Genomic DNA, 16,947 nt, shown 5'->3' with positions numbered 1-16,947 from the left:
TTTGGGGTAGGGAAACGGCATTGCCGTTTCCTCCATCTGCCGTGTCCTCCATCGCCTCGTTATCGATGGTTAACGTCTGTTCGGGTTGATTTTGCCCGTTACCCGAAATTAGGATACGGCAGTGCCGTTTCCCTACAAATCGGGCGATGGTTAAATCCTCAAAGGGTTGATTTTACCCATTACCCGAAATCAGGAAACGGCAGTGCCGTTTCCCTACAAATCGGGCGATAGTTACATCCGAGCCAGGGCGATCGATGATTTTGGGGTAGGGACACGGCACTGCCGTTTCCTCCCTCTGACACCGATAGTTACATTCGAGCCAGGGCGATCGATGATTTTGGGGTAGGGACACGGCACTGCCGTTTCCTCAATCGCCTCGTTGTCGATGCTTACATCTAATCCGGTTGATTTTACCCATTACCCGAAATCAGGATACGGCAGTGCCGTTTCCCTACAAATCGGGCGATGGTTAAATCCTCAAAGGGTTGATTTTACCTTTTACCCGAAATTAGGATACGGCAGTGCCGTTTCCCTACTTTTTATATTCCTACTATTTTATTTTCATACCATGCCTTACGACCCCCAAAAACACCACCGCCGCTCTGTTCGTATTAAAGGATACGATTATACTCAACCGGGGGTTTATTATATTACCATTTGCACCGAGGGACGACAATGTATATTCGGCGAAGTGATTGACGGTCAAATGCGATTAAATTTTTTAGGTTATCTTGCCCACATTTGTTGGTTAGACATTCCCAATCATTTTTCCCGCTTTCAATTAGATACCTTTGTGATTATGCCCGATCACGTACATGGACTTTTGGCGATCGTTGACAATACCCCGCTAACGGCACAACAAAGGCGTGTCCCTACCCCGGAACAATTTGGTCAACCCGTTCGCGGTTCTATTCCTACCGCGATCCGTTCGTATAAAAGTGCTGTTACGAGATTCATTCATAAGTTCTGCGAAACAACAGAAGTTCCTGTCTGGCAAGATGGTTTTCACGAATCAATTATCCGCGATGAAAAAACTTTGAATTGCAAAAGGCAATACATCATCAACAATCCTCAGCGTTGGGGCGACAATCCTCAGAAATTAGAACATCAGAAAAATCACCCTATTTTGCTAGATTTGCGTTTTTAAATATAAAAATATGGTTTGTAGGGAAACCGGCGAAATCATGACACAGCATGAATCAGGACAGGGCATTGCCGTATCCTCCATCGCCTCGTTGTCGATGGTTAACGTCTGTTCGGGTTGATTTTACCCGTTACCCCAAATTAGGAGACGGCAGTGCAGTTTCCCTACAAATCGGGCGATGATGACATCGAATTGGGCGATCGATCGATGATTTTGGCCTAGGGAAACGGCACTGCCGTCTCCTCCGTTGCTACAAATCGGGCGATGGTTAGATCCGATCGCGCGATCGATGATTTTGGGGTAGGGAAACTGGATTGCCGTGTCCTCCATCGCCTCGTTATCGATGGTTAACGTCTGTTCGGGTTGATTTTGCCCGTTACCCCAAATTAGGAGACGGCAGTGCCGTTTCCCTACAAATCGGGCAATGATGACATCGAATTGGGCGATGGCGTTGGGCCCCGCAAGCTACGATGATTTTGGGGTAGGGAGACGGCAGTGCCGTCTCCTCCGTCTGACACTCATGGTTACATCCGATCGCGCGATCGAAAAGAGCAATTCCATCGTCCAATCCGACTGTTGCTACTTCTTACTCGGGGCAATCTTCTCAATAGAAATCAGCGCCTCCATCACCGACTCCACAATCGGCGCGGCCACACTTCCCCCCGTACCGCCCTTCGGTTCATCAATCACCGCCAAAACCACATACCGAGGAGCCTCCACAGGCATTATCCCCACAAAGCTAGTAATAATCGCGTTCTTAGAATAACCGCCACCACCATTAGCTTTTTGAGCCGTCCCCGTTTTCCCAGCAATCCGATACCCAGGAATTTGTGCAGCTTTCCCCGTACCACCATCAACCACAGTTTCCATCATGTCTAAAACTTTCTTAGTAGTTTCCGGCGAAAAAACCTGCTTCGGAACAGCCCTCGGAAGTTTCCAATAAGCTTGACCTTCCCTATCAAAAAGTCCCCGCACAACATGAGGAGTCACCAACTTGCCGCCGTTGGCCAAAGCTCCGTTAAGCTGCACCAACTGCATCGGAGTAATCGAAAAACCCTGACCAAAAGCGGTAGTAGCAACTTCCACCGGAGAGTTAATAAATTGCTCTCGATTTTTAAGCTGGCTGGTTACTTCAAAAGGCAAATCAGTTCCCGCAGTTTGTCCGAGTCCGAGTTTTTCTAAAGCTTGATAGTAAAGAGAAGCTTTCATACTTCTCATTACGTGCACCATTCCCACATTGCTAGAATGTTTCAAAATCTCTGTAACAGTGGAAGGACCCCGCGCGCCGGCAGATTTGTAATCGGAATTTTGGATAGTCCAGACATCCATGTAAATCCGACCTTCATCATTAAACACAGTGTTAGGTTTCACCGCACCCGCTTCCAGAGCGATCGCCACATTAATCGCTTTAAAAGTCGAACCAGGCTCGTAAACATCAGTTACCGCCCAATTTTTATACCGCGACAAATCGAAATTAAAATATTGATTCGGGTCGTAAGAAGGTTCCGCTACAACTGACAGCAATTCACCGTTACGGGCATCCATCACAATCACCGTGCCCCGTTTCGCTTCCTGTTGCTTCATTTTTTCCTTGAGAGCAATTCGGGCCACCCGCTGCAAGCGACTGTCGATCGTCAGTTGCAATTTCAAATCATCAAGCTGCACAAATCCCGCCGTCAGCCGATCGGGAACCCAATTCCCATCGCTCGACCTGCTAAATTGAATCGACGGCATCGATCGTTCCAGCAAATTCTGCTGGCTGTATTCCACTCCAGCTTGTCCCTTCCGTTCCCCGTCCACATAACCGAGGATATCCGCCGCCAACTCCTGCTGCGGGTAAAAACGCTGCTGCTGCCGAACCAACTCCAGGCCATCCACCGGACTATCTTTAATTTGTATCTGGGCGACGCGATCGGCAATCTCTTGAGCCAGAGACTCAGCAATCGTGATACCCGTTTCACCAAGATTAAACCTGCGCAGCAGTTCAGTTTCCGACGTAGTTCCCGGACTCAGTTCGATCGGCAGCATCGGAGCCAATTTAGCGGCAATTTCCGCCTTCGAGTGGTTGAACAACTTCGGGTGAGCGTAGAGCGTGTACACCTGTCTGTCGATCGCCAAAACATTCCCTGCGCGGTCAACTATCGGGCGTCTCGGCACAAACGGCTTCGTTTTGAGAGTTTGCTGCTGCTCGGCCTGTTTGCGCAGCGCTGGAGCTCGCGTCACCTGCAAATAAAACAAATTCACAGCCAGCCCCAGCCCCCCCAGCATCAACACCGCCCACACGACCCACAAGCGGAACTTGCTGCGTTTTAAACGCTCCACCGGCCGCCCCCAAGGTGGAGCGGTCTGTTGTGGCGATCGGTCGTTTGTGCCGGAAACTCTTGGTTTAGCTTGTTTTTCCCACAAAGTACGCGCGGCGAAGCTATCCCGTAGGGAATCGCCCGACGGTTTTGGGCGTTGGAAGTTCGGCGATCTGTAGCGGTCAAAACGGGGGTCGTAGCTCATAAAATTAAAAATTAAAAATTAAACAGCAAGTTACTTATTTTTAACTTTTAAATTCCGCTTGGCAGAAGGAAATCGATCGCGCCTTGCACAAAAGTCAAAGAAGAAGCCTGAGGACATGAATCCGAAGCTACACGGTCAAAGTCTCGGGTACTCCGGCTCTGCGGCCCTCGGACACTCTCCCCCTCGGGCCATCTCCGCGTTGAGATTGCCTCAATAGCCCAGCGGTGTTTCCACACCCGCTCGATTCTTGAGAGCCGGTTCTGAGTTCGGTGCCGCAGTAACGGGCGATCGACTTGGAGGGGCAGGCGACAAGAAAATCGTGTCTGCAGGCTTCTGCGGGGTCAAACCCGTTTCGGGATTTTGGGCTTCTTTAGCAAGTTGGTGTTTCAAGACTTCGCTAGCAGCACTCAACTGCTGTTCCCCCCGGCGCAGAGTTTCCAGCTTTTGATACTCTTGGCTCCAGCGCTGCTCGCTGTAAACAGTCAAGCCGTAGAGAGTCAGAGCACCACCCAAAAGCAGAACGGCTGCCGCTGAGGAGGCGCGCTGCACCCGCAGGAGCGATAGCAACCACATTGGCTGCTGCTGGCGATCGGGCAGGACTTTCACCACCGATGGGGACGGCCGAGCAATCGCCTGGGCGTCGGCGGGCGAGTAGTTGGGCAAGACCGGCCCTGTCTTCGCCCGCCTAGCTCGGGCAATCGAAGTCACTTTGCTGTTGGCTGGGGCTGAAGCGGGCTTGCGGGTCGATCGAGAGCGGCGAGAATCCGGGGATCTGATAGCAGCGGTCATAGAGTTCACCAATACGTAAAGTGGGGCAGCTTTAGCTTGATTGAGATTAAGAGTTTTTTCAGTTGCCGATCGCCAATTGTGGCAATCTGGGTTCGATCGGTTGTCTTTACCAAAGATACCTCACAAACCAACCAACCCATCCTACCACTCGTCTCTTTGACTTCAGGATTGGCAAAAAAAAAGGAAATCTTTGCAGGTTCGCCAGAATCTATGTGAAATTTATTAATAAATGCAGTATTGTAATCAACGAGCGAATCGTTGCTCTATTCGTGCCAGCATTGTTTCTCAAGTACACTATTCCCTTCCTGGCGATGGGTTTTTAATGTTAAGGAGTGTTTATGAACAAGGGATTAATTCGTTTGACTTTGGTACTGAGCTTGGCAGCAGCCCTCGGCGCTTGCGGCGGTGAAACCACCAGCCCCACCAGCCCCTCTCCGGGCGGTCCTGCCAGCACTACTACTCCTCCTCCTGCTTCTTCTCCATCTCCAAAGACCTCTCCTGGGGCTGAGAAGTCTCCTTCTCCTGGAACTGCTTCCCCTTCTCCGAAAAAGTCTCCCTAACTAGGGTTATCCCGGAGTCTTTGCCCAACGAGCCTAGCCTGGGGGTGAAAAATGGTTCGCTCCTCGCATTTTTCAATCTCGTAGGTCTAGGCTTCAAGTTGGGTGTTAGCTGTCTGATGCTTTTACTAAAGTTCAGTAGGTTCCCTTACTGTCGCCAAGTCTTCTTAGCGCTGGGTTACAAGGGTATTCCTTTTCAATTTGAAAATTTGACTGCCCGCCTGCACGTTTTGATTTTCAAGCCTCTGACGGGGGGTTTGAGGACAGTGCCAGTGCAGCAGACTCAAATCGAAGGTCAACCTCGGGCGATGGCTGACTCGACGCAAATTTTTTTGCACTCGATCGAGTCTCGCTTTCTTTCCCCACGGCTGTTGCCCGCAGACGAGAGGAAAGCAAGCTGAGGCTTGGACGATCGAAGACTGGCTCGATGAAAGCATGGGCGCGGCTACTCGATTGGTTGACTGCGAGTTTTGCGCCAGTGCGGGCAAGCAAATCTACCCGTCTGTTTTGAGCCAGTTAGTGATTCAATTGGCGCGCCGACACTTCGGCATTAACCGGGCCTCGGCAAAACTCCCTCCCGTTGCGCCTGAGCGATCCTTTAGGCCTGTTGCACCTTCGCTGGCAGGATGGTGCTTGTGTGATACGGGATTCCTCGATCGTGCAAGATATTGCAGCAGCGGCGCTGCTGAGTCTTTTAGCTTTGATTCCTCAATACCGAATTGAGTATCCTTGGCTGTTCGATCGCGTGGCTCAAATGCACCGACATTGCAGGGAAACTCTGCCTCCGGGATTTGAAACCGCAACCGTAGGGCGATCGTCAAAGCCTGAAAATTCCAGCTATATAATGATTAGCGACTCCCAAAACTCACTCTCCTCGATCCTCCCTGCGCTGGCAAATCCATCAGAGTTAGTCCTGGACGCAAAAACCCAGTTTTTTCGCGAAAATCCGACCAATTGTTTGCGAGGGAGAACGGTGTAAAAACCCGGTTTCTGACCGTCAATAGTGCGGAGCGTCCTGAGAGTTGGAAAAACTATCGCATATCACACAGTTTAGAAAAAGTCAAGGATATTTGGGGGTAAATATAAAATTTTCAATTTGTTTTAAGATTTCAATACCTAGATGTTAGCCGTTAGTAGTAAAACCGCAGTTCGGCCGCCGGCAAGGCAATCTTATTGCCTGCTGTCTGGGCAAGGGCGCGCGCTGCCGCCCAGACAGCAGGAAAATTAATACTAATCAGTGGTACGATTAGCGATAAAAAATGTATCGAAATGTAAAGTGCAGCGCCGCTCTAGGTTTTGAAAGCCATTTAGTTAAAAGATTCAGGTAGGTAGTTTTATGCCCGCGACCGTCCCCTTTGAACAGATTGACCGGATTGTGTGGAATCAGCACCACGATCCTTTTGAAGTGCTAGGCCCCCACGCGATCGAAGATAATGGCAAAAAAGTCTGGGCCGTCCGAGCTTATCTGCCGAATGCGGATGCGGTATCGGTAGTTCTGCCGGAGGCGAGGGCCGAATACCCGATGAAATCAGAGCATCACCCTCACTTTTTTGAATGTACGATCGAAACCCCAGAACTAGCAAACTATCAACTGCGGGTCAAAGAAGGGGAACACGATCGCTTTATCTACGACCCCTACGCCTTTCGATCGCCCAAACTCACAGAATTTGACATTCACTTATTCTCAGAAGGCAACCACCACCGGATTTATGAAAAATTGGGGGCGCACCTCACCGAAGTAGACGGCATCACAGGAGTATATTTTGCCGTTTGGGCCCCAAATGCCCGCAACGTCTCTGTTTTAGGCGATTTCAACTATTGGGACGGCCGCAAACATCAAATGCGGAAATCCCAAAACGGGATATGGGAATTATTTATTCCGGGACTCGAAGTGGGAACTTCCTACAAATACGAAGTGAAAAACCAAGACGGACATCCCTACGAAAAGTCCGATCCTTACGGTTTCCAGCAAGAAGTGCGGCCGAAAACAGCATCAATTGTCACCGACTTAAATACCTACACTTGGAACGACAGCGCTTGGATAGAAAAGCGGCGGCACACAGACCAACTGACGCAGCCGGTTTCAGTTTACGAATGCCACATCGGTTCTTGGCTGCACGCGGCTACTGACGAACCCGCCGTGCTACCAAATGGGGAAATAGAACCCGCCGTGCAAGTTTCGGAACTGAATCCCGGGGCGCGCTTTCTGACTTACCGGGAATTGGCCGATCGGCTGATACCCTACGTCAAAGATTTGGGATTCACTCATATCGAAATGCTGCCCATCGCCGAACATCCTTTCGACGGTTCTTGGGGCTATCAAGTCACCGGCTATTTCGCCCCAACTTCCCGCTACGGCAAACCTGAAGATTTCATGTATTTTGTTGACCAGTGCCACGCCAACGGCATTGGGGTACTTGTGGACTGGGTACCGGGACATTTCCCCAAAGACGGCCACGGTTTGGCTTTCTTTGACGGAACTCACTTGTACGAACACGCCGACCCCCGCAAGGGCGAGCACAAAGAGTGGGGAACCCTAGTATTTAACTACGGGCGCAACGAAGTGCGGAATTTCCTAGTATCAAACGCTCTGTTCTGGTTTGACAAGTACCACATCGACGGGATTCGCGTAGATGCGGTGGCCTCGATGCTTTATTTGGATTACTGCCGCGAACCCGGAGAATGGCTGACCAACCAGTACGGGGGCCGGGAAAATATCGAGGCGGCGGATTTTCTGCGTCAGGCGAATCACGTCATTTTTAGCTATTTCCCAGGTGCGCTGTCGATCGCCGAAGAATCTACCTCTTGGCCGATGGTATCTTGGCCGACCTATGTAGGAGGTTTGGGCTTCAACCTGAAATGGAACATGGGTTGGATGCACGATATGCTCGACTATTACCACATGGACCCGTGGTTCCGCCAGTTCCACCAGAACAACATAACTTTCAGTATGTGGTACAACCACAGCGAGAATTTCATGCTGGCTTTGTCCCACGATGAGGTAGTCCACGGCAAGGCTCACATCATCGGGAAAATGCCAGGAGACGAATGGCAAAAGTTTGCAAACGTGCGGTGTTTGTTTACTTTTATGTTTGCTCATCCCGGAAAGAAAACGATCTTTATGGGGATGGAGTTCGGCCAGTGGCACGAGTGGAACGTTTGGGGGGATTTGCAGTGGCAGTTGCTGCAATTCGAGCCGCACCAAAAGTTAAAGCTATTTTTTAAGGATTTGAACAATCTGTACCGCAGCGAAACGGCACTTTACAGTCAAGATTTTGCTGAGGATGGGTTTGAGTGGATTGATTGCAGCGACAACCGGCACAGCGTCGTGGCATTTGTGCGCCGAGAGAAGGATGGCGACGAGTTTGTGGTGACGGTGTGCAATTTTACGCCCCAGCCGCACTCTCACTATCGCGTAGGAGTGCCGGAACCGGGTTTCTATACGGAGTTGTTTAACAGCGACGCGCGGGAGTACGGCGGCAGCAATATGGGGAATTTGGGGGGCAAGTGGACTGATGAGTGGTGGTTCCACAACAGTGCTTATTCGATCGACTTGTGTTTGCCACCTTTGGGAGTATTGATTCTAAAGCTCGATCGGGCAAAAACAACAGCAAAATCTCAAGAGTTTTAAGTTGTGAGTGCTGATAGTTTTGAGTTAAGAATCAAAACTGTATTAAACGTAAAATTTTGAGGGTATTCCGAAACCCGGTTTCTCGAAGAAACTGGGTTTTTTTCTGTTTTGTTGTTGTGTCGGAAGAAGGAAGAAGCAATCGAGCGCTCATGTTTCAGTAATTCATGCCAACTTACAAAAGTTTTGCTGCAATTCTCAATCTTTTTATACCAATTATTAAAAGTCAAAGCGCACCGTAGGGAAACCGCTCCGTGCCGGGTCATTACAAATGCTCGCCTACCATCTATCTGTATCGCTACTTTTCATAATTTGTATAAGAACGTCCTCACAGTCAGCGCGGTTGCTATGTTCTTTTTTAAATGGTATTAATTCCCAATTTTTAATTCCCAATTTTTAATTCCGAGTATCGGAAGCGCCAAGATTATAAGAAACTTTAGACGGTTCAACTGTTACTACTTCCGAAATAGACGGTTCCTCCACTGCGTCTAAATTTGGCAGGGGCATATGCTTCATTTCCCAAACTTTCAGCAAAATTAGATATTCATAAAAAGCTTGCAGCGTGCACCAAGCCAATCCCGCTTGGCCGTCAAGAAATCCGCCGAGTAAAATATACATATAGAAAAAGCGCACGACAGGCCGCAAAGGCAAGCGCAAAGAAAAATCTTTCAAAGCGCGACGCCTTTCCACCTCCGATGCGCCAAACAATAAATCCCACCAATTTACTTGACCTGCTTCTAATTGGCGGAGAGTTTCAGCCGCCTCGTCAGTCGAGTAGCGGTTGTGCTTTTCAATCCAGCGGGAAAGACCTTTGCTGCAAGTATAGTGAGGGTAGGTTTCCTTCAAAAAGTGAGTAGGGCCGTTGCAGACTTCCCGTTCAGTGTGACCGTAGTCAGTAAACCATACTTGGTCTTTGCGAAACAGGCGCATTTGATAGCGGGGATATTGAGTGCTGCGGCGAATCCAGCGCTCCATAAATATTACTTTTTCAGCTACGTAATAGCCGATATACTCTTGACTTTCGATCGCCTTTAAGCATTCAGCAAACAGTGCAGGCGTCATCCGCTCGTCAGCTTCGAGGATGTAAACCCATTCGTACTTGCACGGGACTTCTTGGAGCATCCAAGTCCGCTGGCGTCCGTGAGTTTCAAAGCGGTGCTGCACTGTTTGCACGGCATAGTTGTGAACAATCTCAAGGGTGCGATCGCTGCTGAAAGAATCAACTACAATGATATCGTCACAAAGCAGTGCCGATTCAATGCAAGCGGCGATATCAATCTCTTCGTTGTAAGTCAGAATATAAATTGAGAACATTCCCAGCTTTCAGTAAGGGCAAACTATCAGGCAAATCAAGTATTTATTTCTCAGGGATGTCTCCACTTGCGCGATCCCTGCCAGCGCCGATCACATTTTGCGGCGGCCGAACCGCAGAATTCCCATAGTTCTCAATCCAGTCCAACCAACAGTAATGTAGCCAATGGCTAACAGCAAACTGCTGATTCCTGTCTGCAAACTCGAATTTCTCGATCGAGTTCTTAACTCTTTCTCTTTTTGTTGCTTGCGGGTGCGAATCTCGTTGCGAGCTTGATTTGGCAGTTCTTGGGCTTGCTGTTCGAGGAATTTGTCGAGTGCTTTCGGGTCATTTTTCGACTCCTGAAGCACAGCTTTCAATTCCTTGGGAACATCTGGACTCTTGAGTGCTTGTTGCAGCTTCCCGTCGTCTTGCAGCAGGGCGGCTATCTGAGTGCGGCGCTGGCTTTTGAGCTGTTCTACCTGAGCTTTAAACTGATCGCTTTTAATTTGCGCCTCTAGTTGACCTTCCGCTTGTCCCGCTTCTTTATCCACTTGAGTGAGAGCATCCTTGAGTTCCAAACGAGTATTGTTGAGGTGAACCGGAACCAGCAACAGGTAAATTAGCCCTAACAAGCTGGAAATCAACAGCGCCCAGAATCGCAAGTCCAGCCAAACATTGCGCCTCTCAATAGAGACTCCACTGCTGCTGTCCACCCAAAAGCCCGTCATTAGCATGGCTATACCCATCAAAGGAATAATGCCTCGGTCAACTATCTGAGTTGCTGCCGCAAGCTGCCAGCCTCGATTGAGAATGTCGGAGGTTTCTCCCGGCAGCGACAGAACAATGCAGTCAAGCAAAGCAGAGAGAATCAAGATAATCCCGACTACTTTTAGAGTTCGAGCAGCTACTGAAGAAAATTGACGGCTATTAGTTGCTTTCATAATTCGTGTTAGATAATTCTACACCGTTAGATTCAAAGGGGTAGTTGACTGGATTTTGTTGAACGAGTTAAGTTATTTTCCACCAAAATAGCTCGTTCGGGTACTCACCTCGACTTTCCCCTGGGTTTTCTGGGGTGCGGTTGCGACCCCAAAGGGTCGAGTTTCTGCACAGGTATGGAGAGTTTGGCACAGAAGGCGGCGCGCTTCTGGGGTGGCTGTAAAGCTTGGTCAAGATAGCGCACAGAAAGGGCAGCAAGCCACTGCTGGCTTTTTCTAGAGTCTGACGAGTGCAGGGCATAGATGAGTTCTGCACGCTTGGGTTCGGTGCTTTTAACTAGCTTTCGCTCGCGGCGGTGTCAGAGATCATAGACACATGAAGATCGGGCTTTGTTGGGTTTCACCCCCTAGGGCTTCCACCACCCGATCGTCGGCCCGAGCCTGTGGAACTAAATCCCCTGTCTTATAGTAATTGATATAACAGAGGGCTGGAATAAATAATTGTTTCCCAAGCTTTTTAAGCTCCAATTACAAACAGCACCACAGGGAAGTCACAGATACACCAGTAGCTGTTTTTTACTTTTTCCTTCTGTTGACCCGATCGGCTTCGCCGCTATAGCATTCTTGCTTATTCCTTCTTGCTTAAGAGTGAGCACTTACTAATTACCAGTTACTAATTGCCAAGGACTAATTATTGGCAGCTTGAGTGATTGATTGTTCGATGGCAAAGATGTTCTTCTATCACATTTTTTGGTAGGATAATTCATCGCTGTTCAAATTTGCTGGTGGTGAGTGCAATGGTTTCTGGTGTTTACACGTTGAGAGAACTTGAAAGATCGATCGCGTCCGATCCGGACAACTGGCGTCCGATCGTGTTTACTAACGGCTGCTTCGATATCCTGCACTGCGGCCACGTCCGCTATTTGCACGCCGCAAAAAAGTTGGGGCGATCGCTGCTGGTGGGCTTGAATAGCGACGCCAGCGTGCAAGCTATCAAACCGCAGCAGCCGGGATTGCCGCCCCGCCCGATCGTACCGGAAAACCAGCGAGCCGAAGTGTTAGCAGCCCTCAAACCAGTAGACGCCGTAGTAATTTTTTCCGAGATTACAGCAACTAAACTGATAAATATCCTGAAGCCAGATATATACGTTAAAGGAGGCGACTATCAACTCGAAACTCTGCCGGAAGCACCGGCTGTTATCGCCGGAGGTGGCAAAATTTCCTTGATCGAAATAGAAGTTCCCAGTTCTACCAGCGCGATCGTCAAACGCATTTTGCAGTTAGGCGTTTAACCCCCGATCGGAAACAGCAAACAGTGAGCTAAACTCAGAAGTTGCCCCATCAAAAAATACTCTTAGTGCGATCGCTCGTACAACTTCATCCCAATTGTTACGCAGGAGATAATTTCAATGGAACTCACAAGCAATAACACGATCGCGGAAATCCTAGAAAGACACAAAGCAGAGCTACTAGCAGATTGGCTCAAAGAACTGCAAAATACCGGGCTGCGGCGGGACGACTTGATGAGAGCCAAAGAATTGCGATCCGAGTGTCAAGAGTTCCTGCAATTGCTCCACATTGCAGTCGGGCACGGTAACTTTAGCGACATCCAGACACCCGAATGGGAAAATATGCGGGTGCTGCTAGCCGAAGTTTCGCGGTCGCGCGTTCAAAGAGGCTTTACTCCCTCAGAGATAGCGAGTTTCATTTTATGCTTCAAAAAGCCATTGTTCGATCGGCTTTGTCGCGAACTTACACAAAACCGCGACGCACTTGTCGAACAACTTTGGCTTTCCACCAGTTTATTAGACCAGCTAGGCCTTTGGGTGACAGAAATCTTTCTCAAAGCTCGCGAAGAAGTTATCGAACGCCAGCAGCAAGAAATGCTCGAATTGTCAACACCCGTAGTCAAACTTTGGCAAGGCATTCTCGCTTTGCCCATGATCGGGACTCTCGACAGCGCCCGCACTCAAATAGTCATGGAAACTCTGTTGCAGGAAATCATGGAAACCGGCTCAGAATTTGCGATTTTAGATATTACAGGTGTGCCGACTGTTGACACTTTAGTTGCTCAACATTTATTAAAAACAGTCGCCGCCGCCCGTTTAATGGGTACTGAGTGCATCATCAGCGGCATTCGCCCGCAAATAGCTCAAACCATCGTTCACTTGGGAGTTGACTTGCAAGATATTCTGACAAAAGCGACTTTAGCAGATGCTTTTAAAGTCGCTTTGCAGCGCCAAGGTTTAACTATAAGAAATATTCAAGAGGAAAAATAAAAATATTGGCTTTTTGCCTAAAAATTTAAGTGAAAATTAAAAGAGAGGTGGATTTGTGGAACGGATACCGATACTTCAAATGGGAGAATTTCTGCTAGTAACAATTCAAGTAGATATGCACGATCGCTTAGCAATGACGCTGCAAGACGACCTGACAAACCGCATCGTCAAAACAGGCGTCAAAGGTGTTTTAATAGAAATCTCTTCCCTCGAAATAGTAGATTCTTTTATCGGTCGCATCATCAACAATATCGCTAGTATGTCGCGAATTTTAGATGCTGAAACAGTTGTGGTCGGGATGCAGCCAGCGGTTGCGATTACCCTCGTTGAGTTGGGGCTTTCCCTGACAGGAGTTCGCACAGCTTTAAGCGTTGAAAAGGGCATGATTTTGTTGCGAAAATCCTTGGGTTTTTCTCCTAACGAGAATGCGCGAGCAGTCGATAAATTGTCCCATAACTGAGGCACAGGCAGTAATGAAATCTGGTGTGTTCGTAGATAGCTTGTTGACAAACTCAAGATTGCTGACAAGAAACTGGGTGGATGAGCGTAAGTCCTATGTTTTGTCGAGAAGTTCTGTTTTGGTAGAGTAGCCATGTCAAAACGTGAGACACTAGAAATCCGATCGTCATCCGATATAGTCCACGTCCGACAGCAAGTGCGAACTTGGGCTGTAGCAATGGGATTCGGTTTAGTAGACCAAACGAAAATCGTTACCGCAGCCAGCGAACTCGCCCGCAATACTGTAGACTACGGCAAAGGGGGAACTGTAACTCTCGAAATGCTCCAATTAGGCACCCGCAAAGGGCTGCGGCTGATATTTGAAGACAAGGGCCCGGGAATTCCAGACATCGAATTGGCAATGACTGACGGTTATACTTCTAATCACGGTTTGGGTTTGGGACTCAGTGGTTCTAAGCGGTTGATGCACGAATTTGAGATTGTTTCCAAAGTGGGTAAGGGGACTAAAATTGCGATCGTCCGCTGGCGCTGAAGAAGTAATATTTAACAAGACGATTTGAGAGTTGAGATTTTAGATTAAAGAATTGGGAATGACTGATGACGATCGGGGTTTGGAATTTGCGTATAGTTGTATTATTTTTTTAATAGGTATAAAAATCAACCAGCAAAGCCAAGAAGTGATTCTTGCAATCCCGCACTATACCCGGAGAGGGTTGGCGTCTGGAGGATTTGATTGTGAGAGCTGATAAAAAATGATAGATGCCGTAGCCCTGCCCGTAACAGAAGAAAGTCAAGTCGGAGAAGCGCGGCGAATCGCAGTCGCCCTCGCGGCCGAAGTCGGATTTAACGAGACCGATCGCGGTAAAGTGGCAATTGTTACCACCGAAGCAGCAAAAAACGCGGTCAAGCACGCGCGCGAAGGAGAAATTTTGCTGCGAACATTCAAAACAGCAGCAGGATACAGCATTGAAATAGTAGCGCTAGACCGGGGCCAAGGAATGGCAAATGTCGCGCTGTGTATGCGGGACGGTTTTTCTACAGCGGGAACCCCGGGAACTGGATTGGGGGCAATTAAACGCCTCTCTACTTTTTTTGATATTCATTCTGTACCAAAAATGGGGACAGCCTTATTCATGCGGCTGGAACCGACCCAAAATAGCCGGGAAGCCTTCCAAAACAGCAATTACTTGGAATTTGGGGTAGTCCACTTGCCAAAAGCAGGAGAGCAAATTTGCGGGGATTCCTGGGCTGCGGAAAATCACCTTGACAAAAACCTGATTTTAGTTGCAGACGGGCTCGGCTACGGGGATTTGGCCCAGGAAGCGTCTCGCGAAGCAGTGCGCGTATTTCAAGAAAACGCCAAATTCGGGCCGAAAGCAATTTTAGAGAAGGCGCACGCTGCTTTAAAAAATACCAGAGGAGCGGCTGCGGCGATCGCCCAAATCGATCGTACTCAACAAACAATTTGTTTTGCCGGAATTGGAAACATCAGCGGTGTAGTTGTCACAGATAACCAAAGCCGCAGCATGGTTTCCTACAACGGCACAGTTGGACATATGATGCGAAAAGTAGCAGAATTTGTCTATCCTTGGTCGCAGCAGTCCCTACTCATCATGCACTCCGACGGTTTGGCGGCGCAGTGGAATTTAAACCGCTACCCGGGTTTAGCCTCCCGACATCCTGCTTTAATCGCAGCCGTGCTCTACCGGGACTTCAAACGCACTCGCGATGACATGACAGTTATAGTAGCCAAGGTGAGAGAAGCAGCGTGAGTTACCCAATCCTGACGACGGAAGTCCGCTTTGAACAAGACATCGTACAAGTACGCCAAAGAGCTCGCCAAATTGCTAAAGGGCTGGGATTCGATTCCCAAGTACAAACCCGCATCGCCACAGCAGTTTCCGAAATTGCTCGCAATGCTTTCAAATATGCAGGCGGCGGCAAAGTAGAATTCATTGTAGAAGGGGAATCGCCCCAAATTTTTCGGACTCGGATTTCTGACACCGGGCCGGGAATTGCTGATTTACCGACGGTGTTGAGTCCCAATTTTCGATCGCAAACCGGCGCGGGACTCGGTTTAGCAGCAGCGAAACGGTTGATGGACGAAGTGCAAATCGACACTGCGCCCGATCGCGGAACGGCTGTACAATTAGTTAAGCAATTTTCCAAACAGATGCCTGCGCTCAGTGCGATCGAACTAAATCAATTAGTTGACAAACTAGCGCGCCAAATTCCCGAAGATCCCTACGCCGAAATTCAGCAGCAAAATCAAGAATTACTGCGCACTTTAGACGAACTCCGCCAGCGTCAAGAAGAACTCGTACAATTAAATCAGCAATTAGAAGATACCAATCGCGGAGTAGTGGCACTTTACGCCGAAGTGAACGACAAAGCCGAATCTCTCCGGCGCGCCAGCGAACTCAAAACCAGCTTTCTATCCAATATGAGTCACGAGTTTCGCACTCCGCTAACGGCAATTCTGAGCCTTTCCGAAATATTGTTACATCGCCTAGACGGAGAACTTTCAGCCGAACAGGAAAAGCAAGTAAATTACATTCATAAATCCGCCGAGTCTCTCGCAGAACTTGTGAACGACTCGTTAGATTTAGCCAAAGTGGAAGCCGGAAAGCTAACTGTTCGCGTGGGTGATTTTGAAGTCGAAGATTTGTTCAGCGCGCTGCGGGGAATGATGCGCCCCCTGCTGCCCCAAAACTCTGCTGTTGCTCTGATTTTTGAAGCGCCTCTAGAACTTCCAACCCTTACCACCGACGAGGGAAAAGTTTCTCAGATTTTACGCAATCTGATTTCTAATGCGCTCAAATTTACCGAAGCAGGCGAAGTTCGAGTTGCTGCAGAAATTGGAGACGAGGGAACAGTTACTTTTTCCGTGGCAGATACGGGCGTTGGCATTTCCCCAGCCGACCAAACGCGGATTTTTGAAGAATTTGTTCAACTGGAAAATTCTTTACAGAAGCGCGTCAAAGGCACTGGTTTGGGATTGTCTCTGTGCAAAAAACTGGCGGAATTTTTGGGGGGAAGTATTGAAATCAAAAGTGCGCCCGGAGTCGGCTCGACTTTTTTTGTCAAACTGCCGATACTGTATCCTGGAGATATAGAAGACCCTTTGGAAATGTCGGCTGCTAAGGGAGATGAAATACCGCTGGCGATCGCAAATTCTGGCTCGCCAGCGCCGGATTCAGCAGCAAAAGTTTTGAGTGGGGAGGATGAAGATAGTTTTTCGGTATTTGCTGAAAGACTTGCTGGCAGAAATTCATTGTACTGCGATCGAAGCGACCAACGGCGCTAAGGTTTGCTCTCGGCGATCGAAGAGCAACCGCAAGCAATTTTTATCGA

18 protein-coding genes are annotated in these 16,947 nt (G+C 48.8%); 12 read left to right on the top strand and 6 right to left on the bottom strand.

Annotated elements, in window-relative coordinates:
- The first annotated feature begins 166 nt into the window (after nucleotides 1-166).
- Nucleotides 167-346 carry a hypothetical protein gene (locus QUB30_RS22320; RefSeq protein WP_333337604.1) on the top strand — a complete coding sequence of 60 codons (180 nt, stop codon included), beginning with the start codon at nucleotides 167-169 and terminating at the stop codon, nucleotides 344-346.
- 39 nt (nucleotides 347-385) lie between these two features.
- Complete coding sequence (locus tag QUB30_RS22315; RefSeq protein ID WP_333337601.1) at nucleotides 386-1,147, top strand: transposase; 762 nt, start codon at nucleotides 386-388, stop codon at nucleotides 1,145-1,147.
- Nucleotides 1,148-1,267: 120 nt separating this feature from the next.
- On the opposite strand, the gene QUB30_RS22310 is transcribed toward QUB30_RS22315, so the two are convergent.
- From QUB30_RS22310 to QUB30_RS22300, 3 genes are all read right to left on the bottom strand, one after another.
- On the bottom strand, nucleotides 1,268-1,474 hold the full coding sequence (locus tag QUB30_RS22310) for a hypothetical protein (RefSeq protein ID WP_333337598.1): 207 nt from the start codon (nucleotides 1,472-1,474) through the stop codon (nucleotides 1,268-1,270).
- A gap of 249 nt (nucleotides 1,475-1,723) precedes the next feature.
- Nucleotides 1,724-3,649, bottom strand: a complete 1,926-nt coding sequence (locus tag QUB30_RS22305; protein ID WP_333337595.1) for a penicillin-binding protein 2 — start codon at nucleotides 3,647-3,649, stop codon at nucleotides 1,724-1,726.
- A gap of 210 nt (nucleotides 3,650-3,859) precedes the next feature.
- Nucleotides 3,860-4,438: a hypothetical protein gene (locus tag QUB30_RS22300; protein ID WP_333337592.1), complete on the bottom strand. Its 579-nt coding sequence runs from the start codon at nucleotides 4,436-4,438 to the stop codon at nucleotides 3,860-3,862.
- Nucleotides 4,439-4,776: 338 nt separating this feature from the next.
- On the opposite strand from QUB30_RS22300, the gene QUB30_RS22295 reads away from it, so the two are divergent.
- The 4 genes from QUB30_RS22295 (at nucleotide 4,777) to glgB (ending at nucleotide 8,626) form a co-directional block, all read left to right on the top strand.
- Nucleotides 4,777-4,998 carry a serine protease gene (locus tag QUB30_RS22295; RefSeq protein ID WP_333337587.1) on the top strand — a complete coding sequence of 74 codons (222 nt, stop codon included), beginning with the start codon at nucleotides 4,777-4,779 and terminating at the stop codon, nucleotides 4,996-4,998.
- 116 nt (nucleotides 4,999-5,114) lie between these two features.
- A complete protein-coding gene (locus tag QUB30_RS22290; protein ID WP_333337584.1) occupies nucleotides 5,115-5,396 on the top strand; it encodes a glutathione S-transferase N-terminal domain-containing protein in 282 nt (93 codons plus the stop codon).
- Nucleotides 5,397-5,632: 236 nt separating this feature from the next.
- Nucleotides 5,633-5,974 carry a hypothetical protein gene (locus QUB30_RS22285; protein WP_333337581.1) on the top strand — a complete coding sequence of 114 codons (342 nt, stop codon included), beginning with the start codon at nucleotides 5,633-5,635 and terminating at the stop codon, nucleotides 5,972-5,974.
- 357 nt (nucleotides 5,975-6,331) lie between these two features.
- Complete coding sequence (gene glgB / locus QUB30_RS22280; RefSeq protein WP_333337577.1) at nucleotides 6,332-8,626, top strand: 1,4-alpha-glucan branching enzyme; 2,295 nt, start codon at nucleotides 6,332-6,334, stop codon at nucleotides 8,624-8,626.
- A 393-nt stretch (nucleotides 8,627-9,019) separates the two neighbouring features.
- On the opposite strand, the gene QUB30_RS22275 is transcribed toward glgB, so the two are convergent.
- The 3 genes from QUB30_RS22275 to QUB30_RS22265 all read right to left on the bottom strand — a co-directional run bounded on the left by QUB30_RS22275 (nucleotide 9,020) and on the right by QUB30_RS22265 (nucleotide 11,156).
- The gene (locus QUB30_RS22275) at nucleotides 9,020-9,937 is read right to left on the bottom strand and encodes a glycosyltransferase family 2 protein (RefSeq protein ID WP_333337575.1); all 918 of its coding nucleotides are present in this window, start codon (nucleotides 9,935-9,937) and stop codon (nucleotides 9,020-9,022) included.
- Between the two features lie 90 nt (nucleotides 9,938-10,027).
- On the bottom strand, nucleotides 10,028-10,858 hold the full coding sequence (gene hpsJ-B, locus QUB30_RS22270; RefSeq protein ID WP_333337571.1) for a hormogonium polysaccharide biosynthesis protein HpsJ: 831 nt from the start codon (nucleotides 10,856-10,858) through the stop codon (nucleotides 10,028-10,030).
- Between the two features lie 67 nt (nucleotides 10,859-10,925).
- The gene (locus QUB30_RS22265) at nucleotides 10,926-11,156 is read right to left on the bottom strand and encodes a hypothetical protein (protein WP_333337568.1); all 231 of its coding nucleotides are present in this window, start codon (nucleotides 11,154-11,156) and stop codon (nucleotides 10,926-10,928) included.
- Nucleotides 11,157-11,652: 496 nt separating this feature from the next.
- On the opposite strand from QUB30_RS22265, the gene rfaE2 reads away from it, so the two are divergent.
- The 6 genes from rfaE2 (at nucleotide 11,653) to QUB30_RS22235 (ending at nucleotide 16,900) form a co-directional block, all read left to right on the top strand.
- Entirely contained in the window at nucleotides 11,653-12,147 is a 495-nt protein-coding gene (rfaE2, locus tag QUB30_RS22260) for a D-glycero-beta-D-manno-heptose 1-phosphate adenylyltransferase (protein ID WP_333337565.1), read from the top strand.
- Between the two features lie 117 nt (nucleotides 12,148-12,264).
- Nucleotides 12,265-13,134, top strand: a complete 870-nt coding sequence (locus QUB30_RS22255) for an STAS domain-containing protein (protein ID WP_333337563.1) — start codon at nucleotides 12,265-12,267, stop codon at nucleotides 13,132-13,134.
- 55 nt (nucleotides 13,135-13,189) lie between these two features.
- Nucleotides 13,190-13,594 carry an STAS domain-containing protein gene (locus tag QUB30_RS22250; protein ID WP_333337560.1) on the top strand — a complete coding sequence of 135 codons (405 nt, stop codon included), beginning with the start codon at nucleotides 13,190-13,192 and terminating at the stop codon, nucleotides 13,592-13,594.
- 132 nt (nucleotides 13,595-13,726) lie between these two features.
- A complete protein-coding gene (locus QUB30_RS22245) occupies nucleotides 13,727-14,125 on the top strand; it encodes an anti-sigma regulatory factor (protein ID WP_333337557.1) in 399 nt (132 codons plus the stop codon).
- A 220-nt stretch (nucleotides 14,126-14,345) separates the two neighbouring features.
- Nucleotides 14,346-15,365 carry an ATP-binding SpoIIE family protein phosphatase gene (locus QUB30_RS22240; protein ID WP_333337555.1) on the top strand — a complete coding sequence of 340 codons (1,020 nt, stop codon included), beginning with the start codon at nucleotides 14,346-14,348 and terminating at the stop codon, nucleotides 15,363-15,365.
- Complete coding sequence (locus QUB30_RS22235) at nucleotides 15,362-16,900, top strand: ATP-binding protein (RefSeq protein ID WP_333337552.1); 1,539 nt, start codon at nucleotides 15,362-15,364, stop codon at nucleotides 16,898-16,900. The genes QUB30_RS22240 and QUB30_RS22235 overlap by 4 nt, the downstream gene beginning before the upstream one ends.
- Nucleotides 16,901-16,947: the final 47 nt, after the last annotated feature.

Source organism: Microcoleus sp. BROC3 (assembly GCF_036702515.1).
Taxonomy (GTDB): domain Bacteria; phylum Cyanobacteriota; class Cyanobacteriia; order Cyanobacteriales; family Microcoleaceae; genus Microcoleus.
Note: the sequence above shows the minus strand (reverse complement) of the source record. Positions and strands in the feature narration are given on the sequence as shown.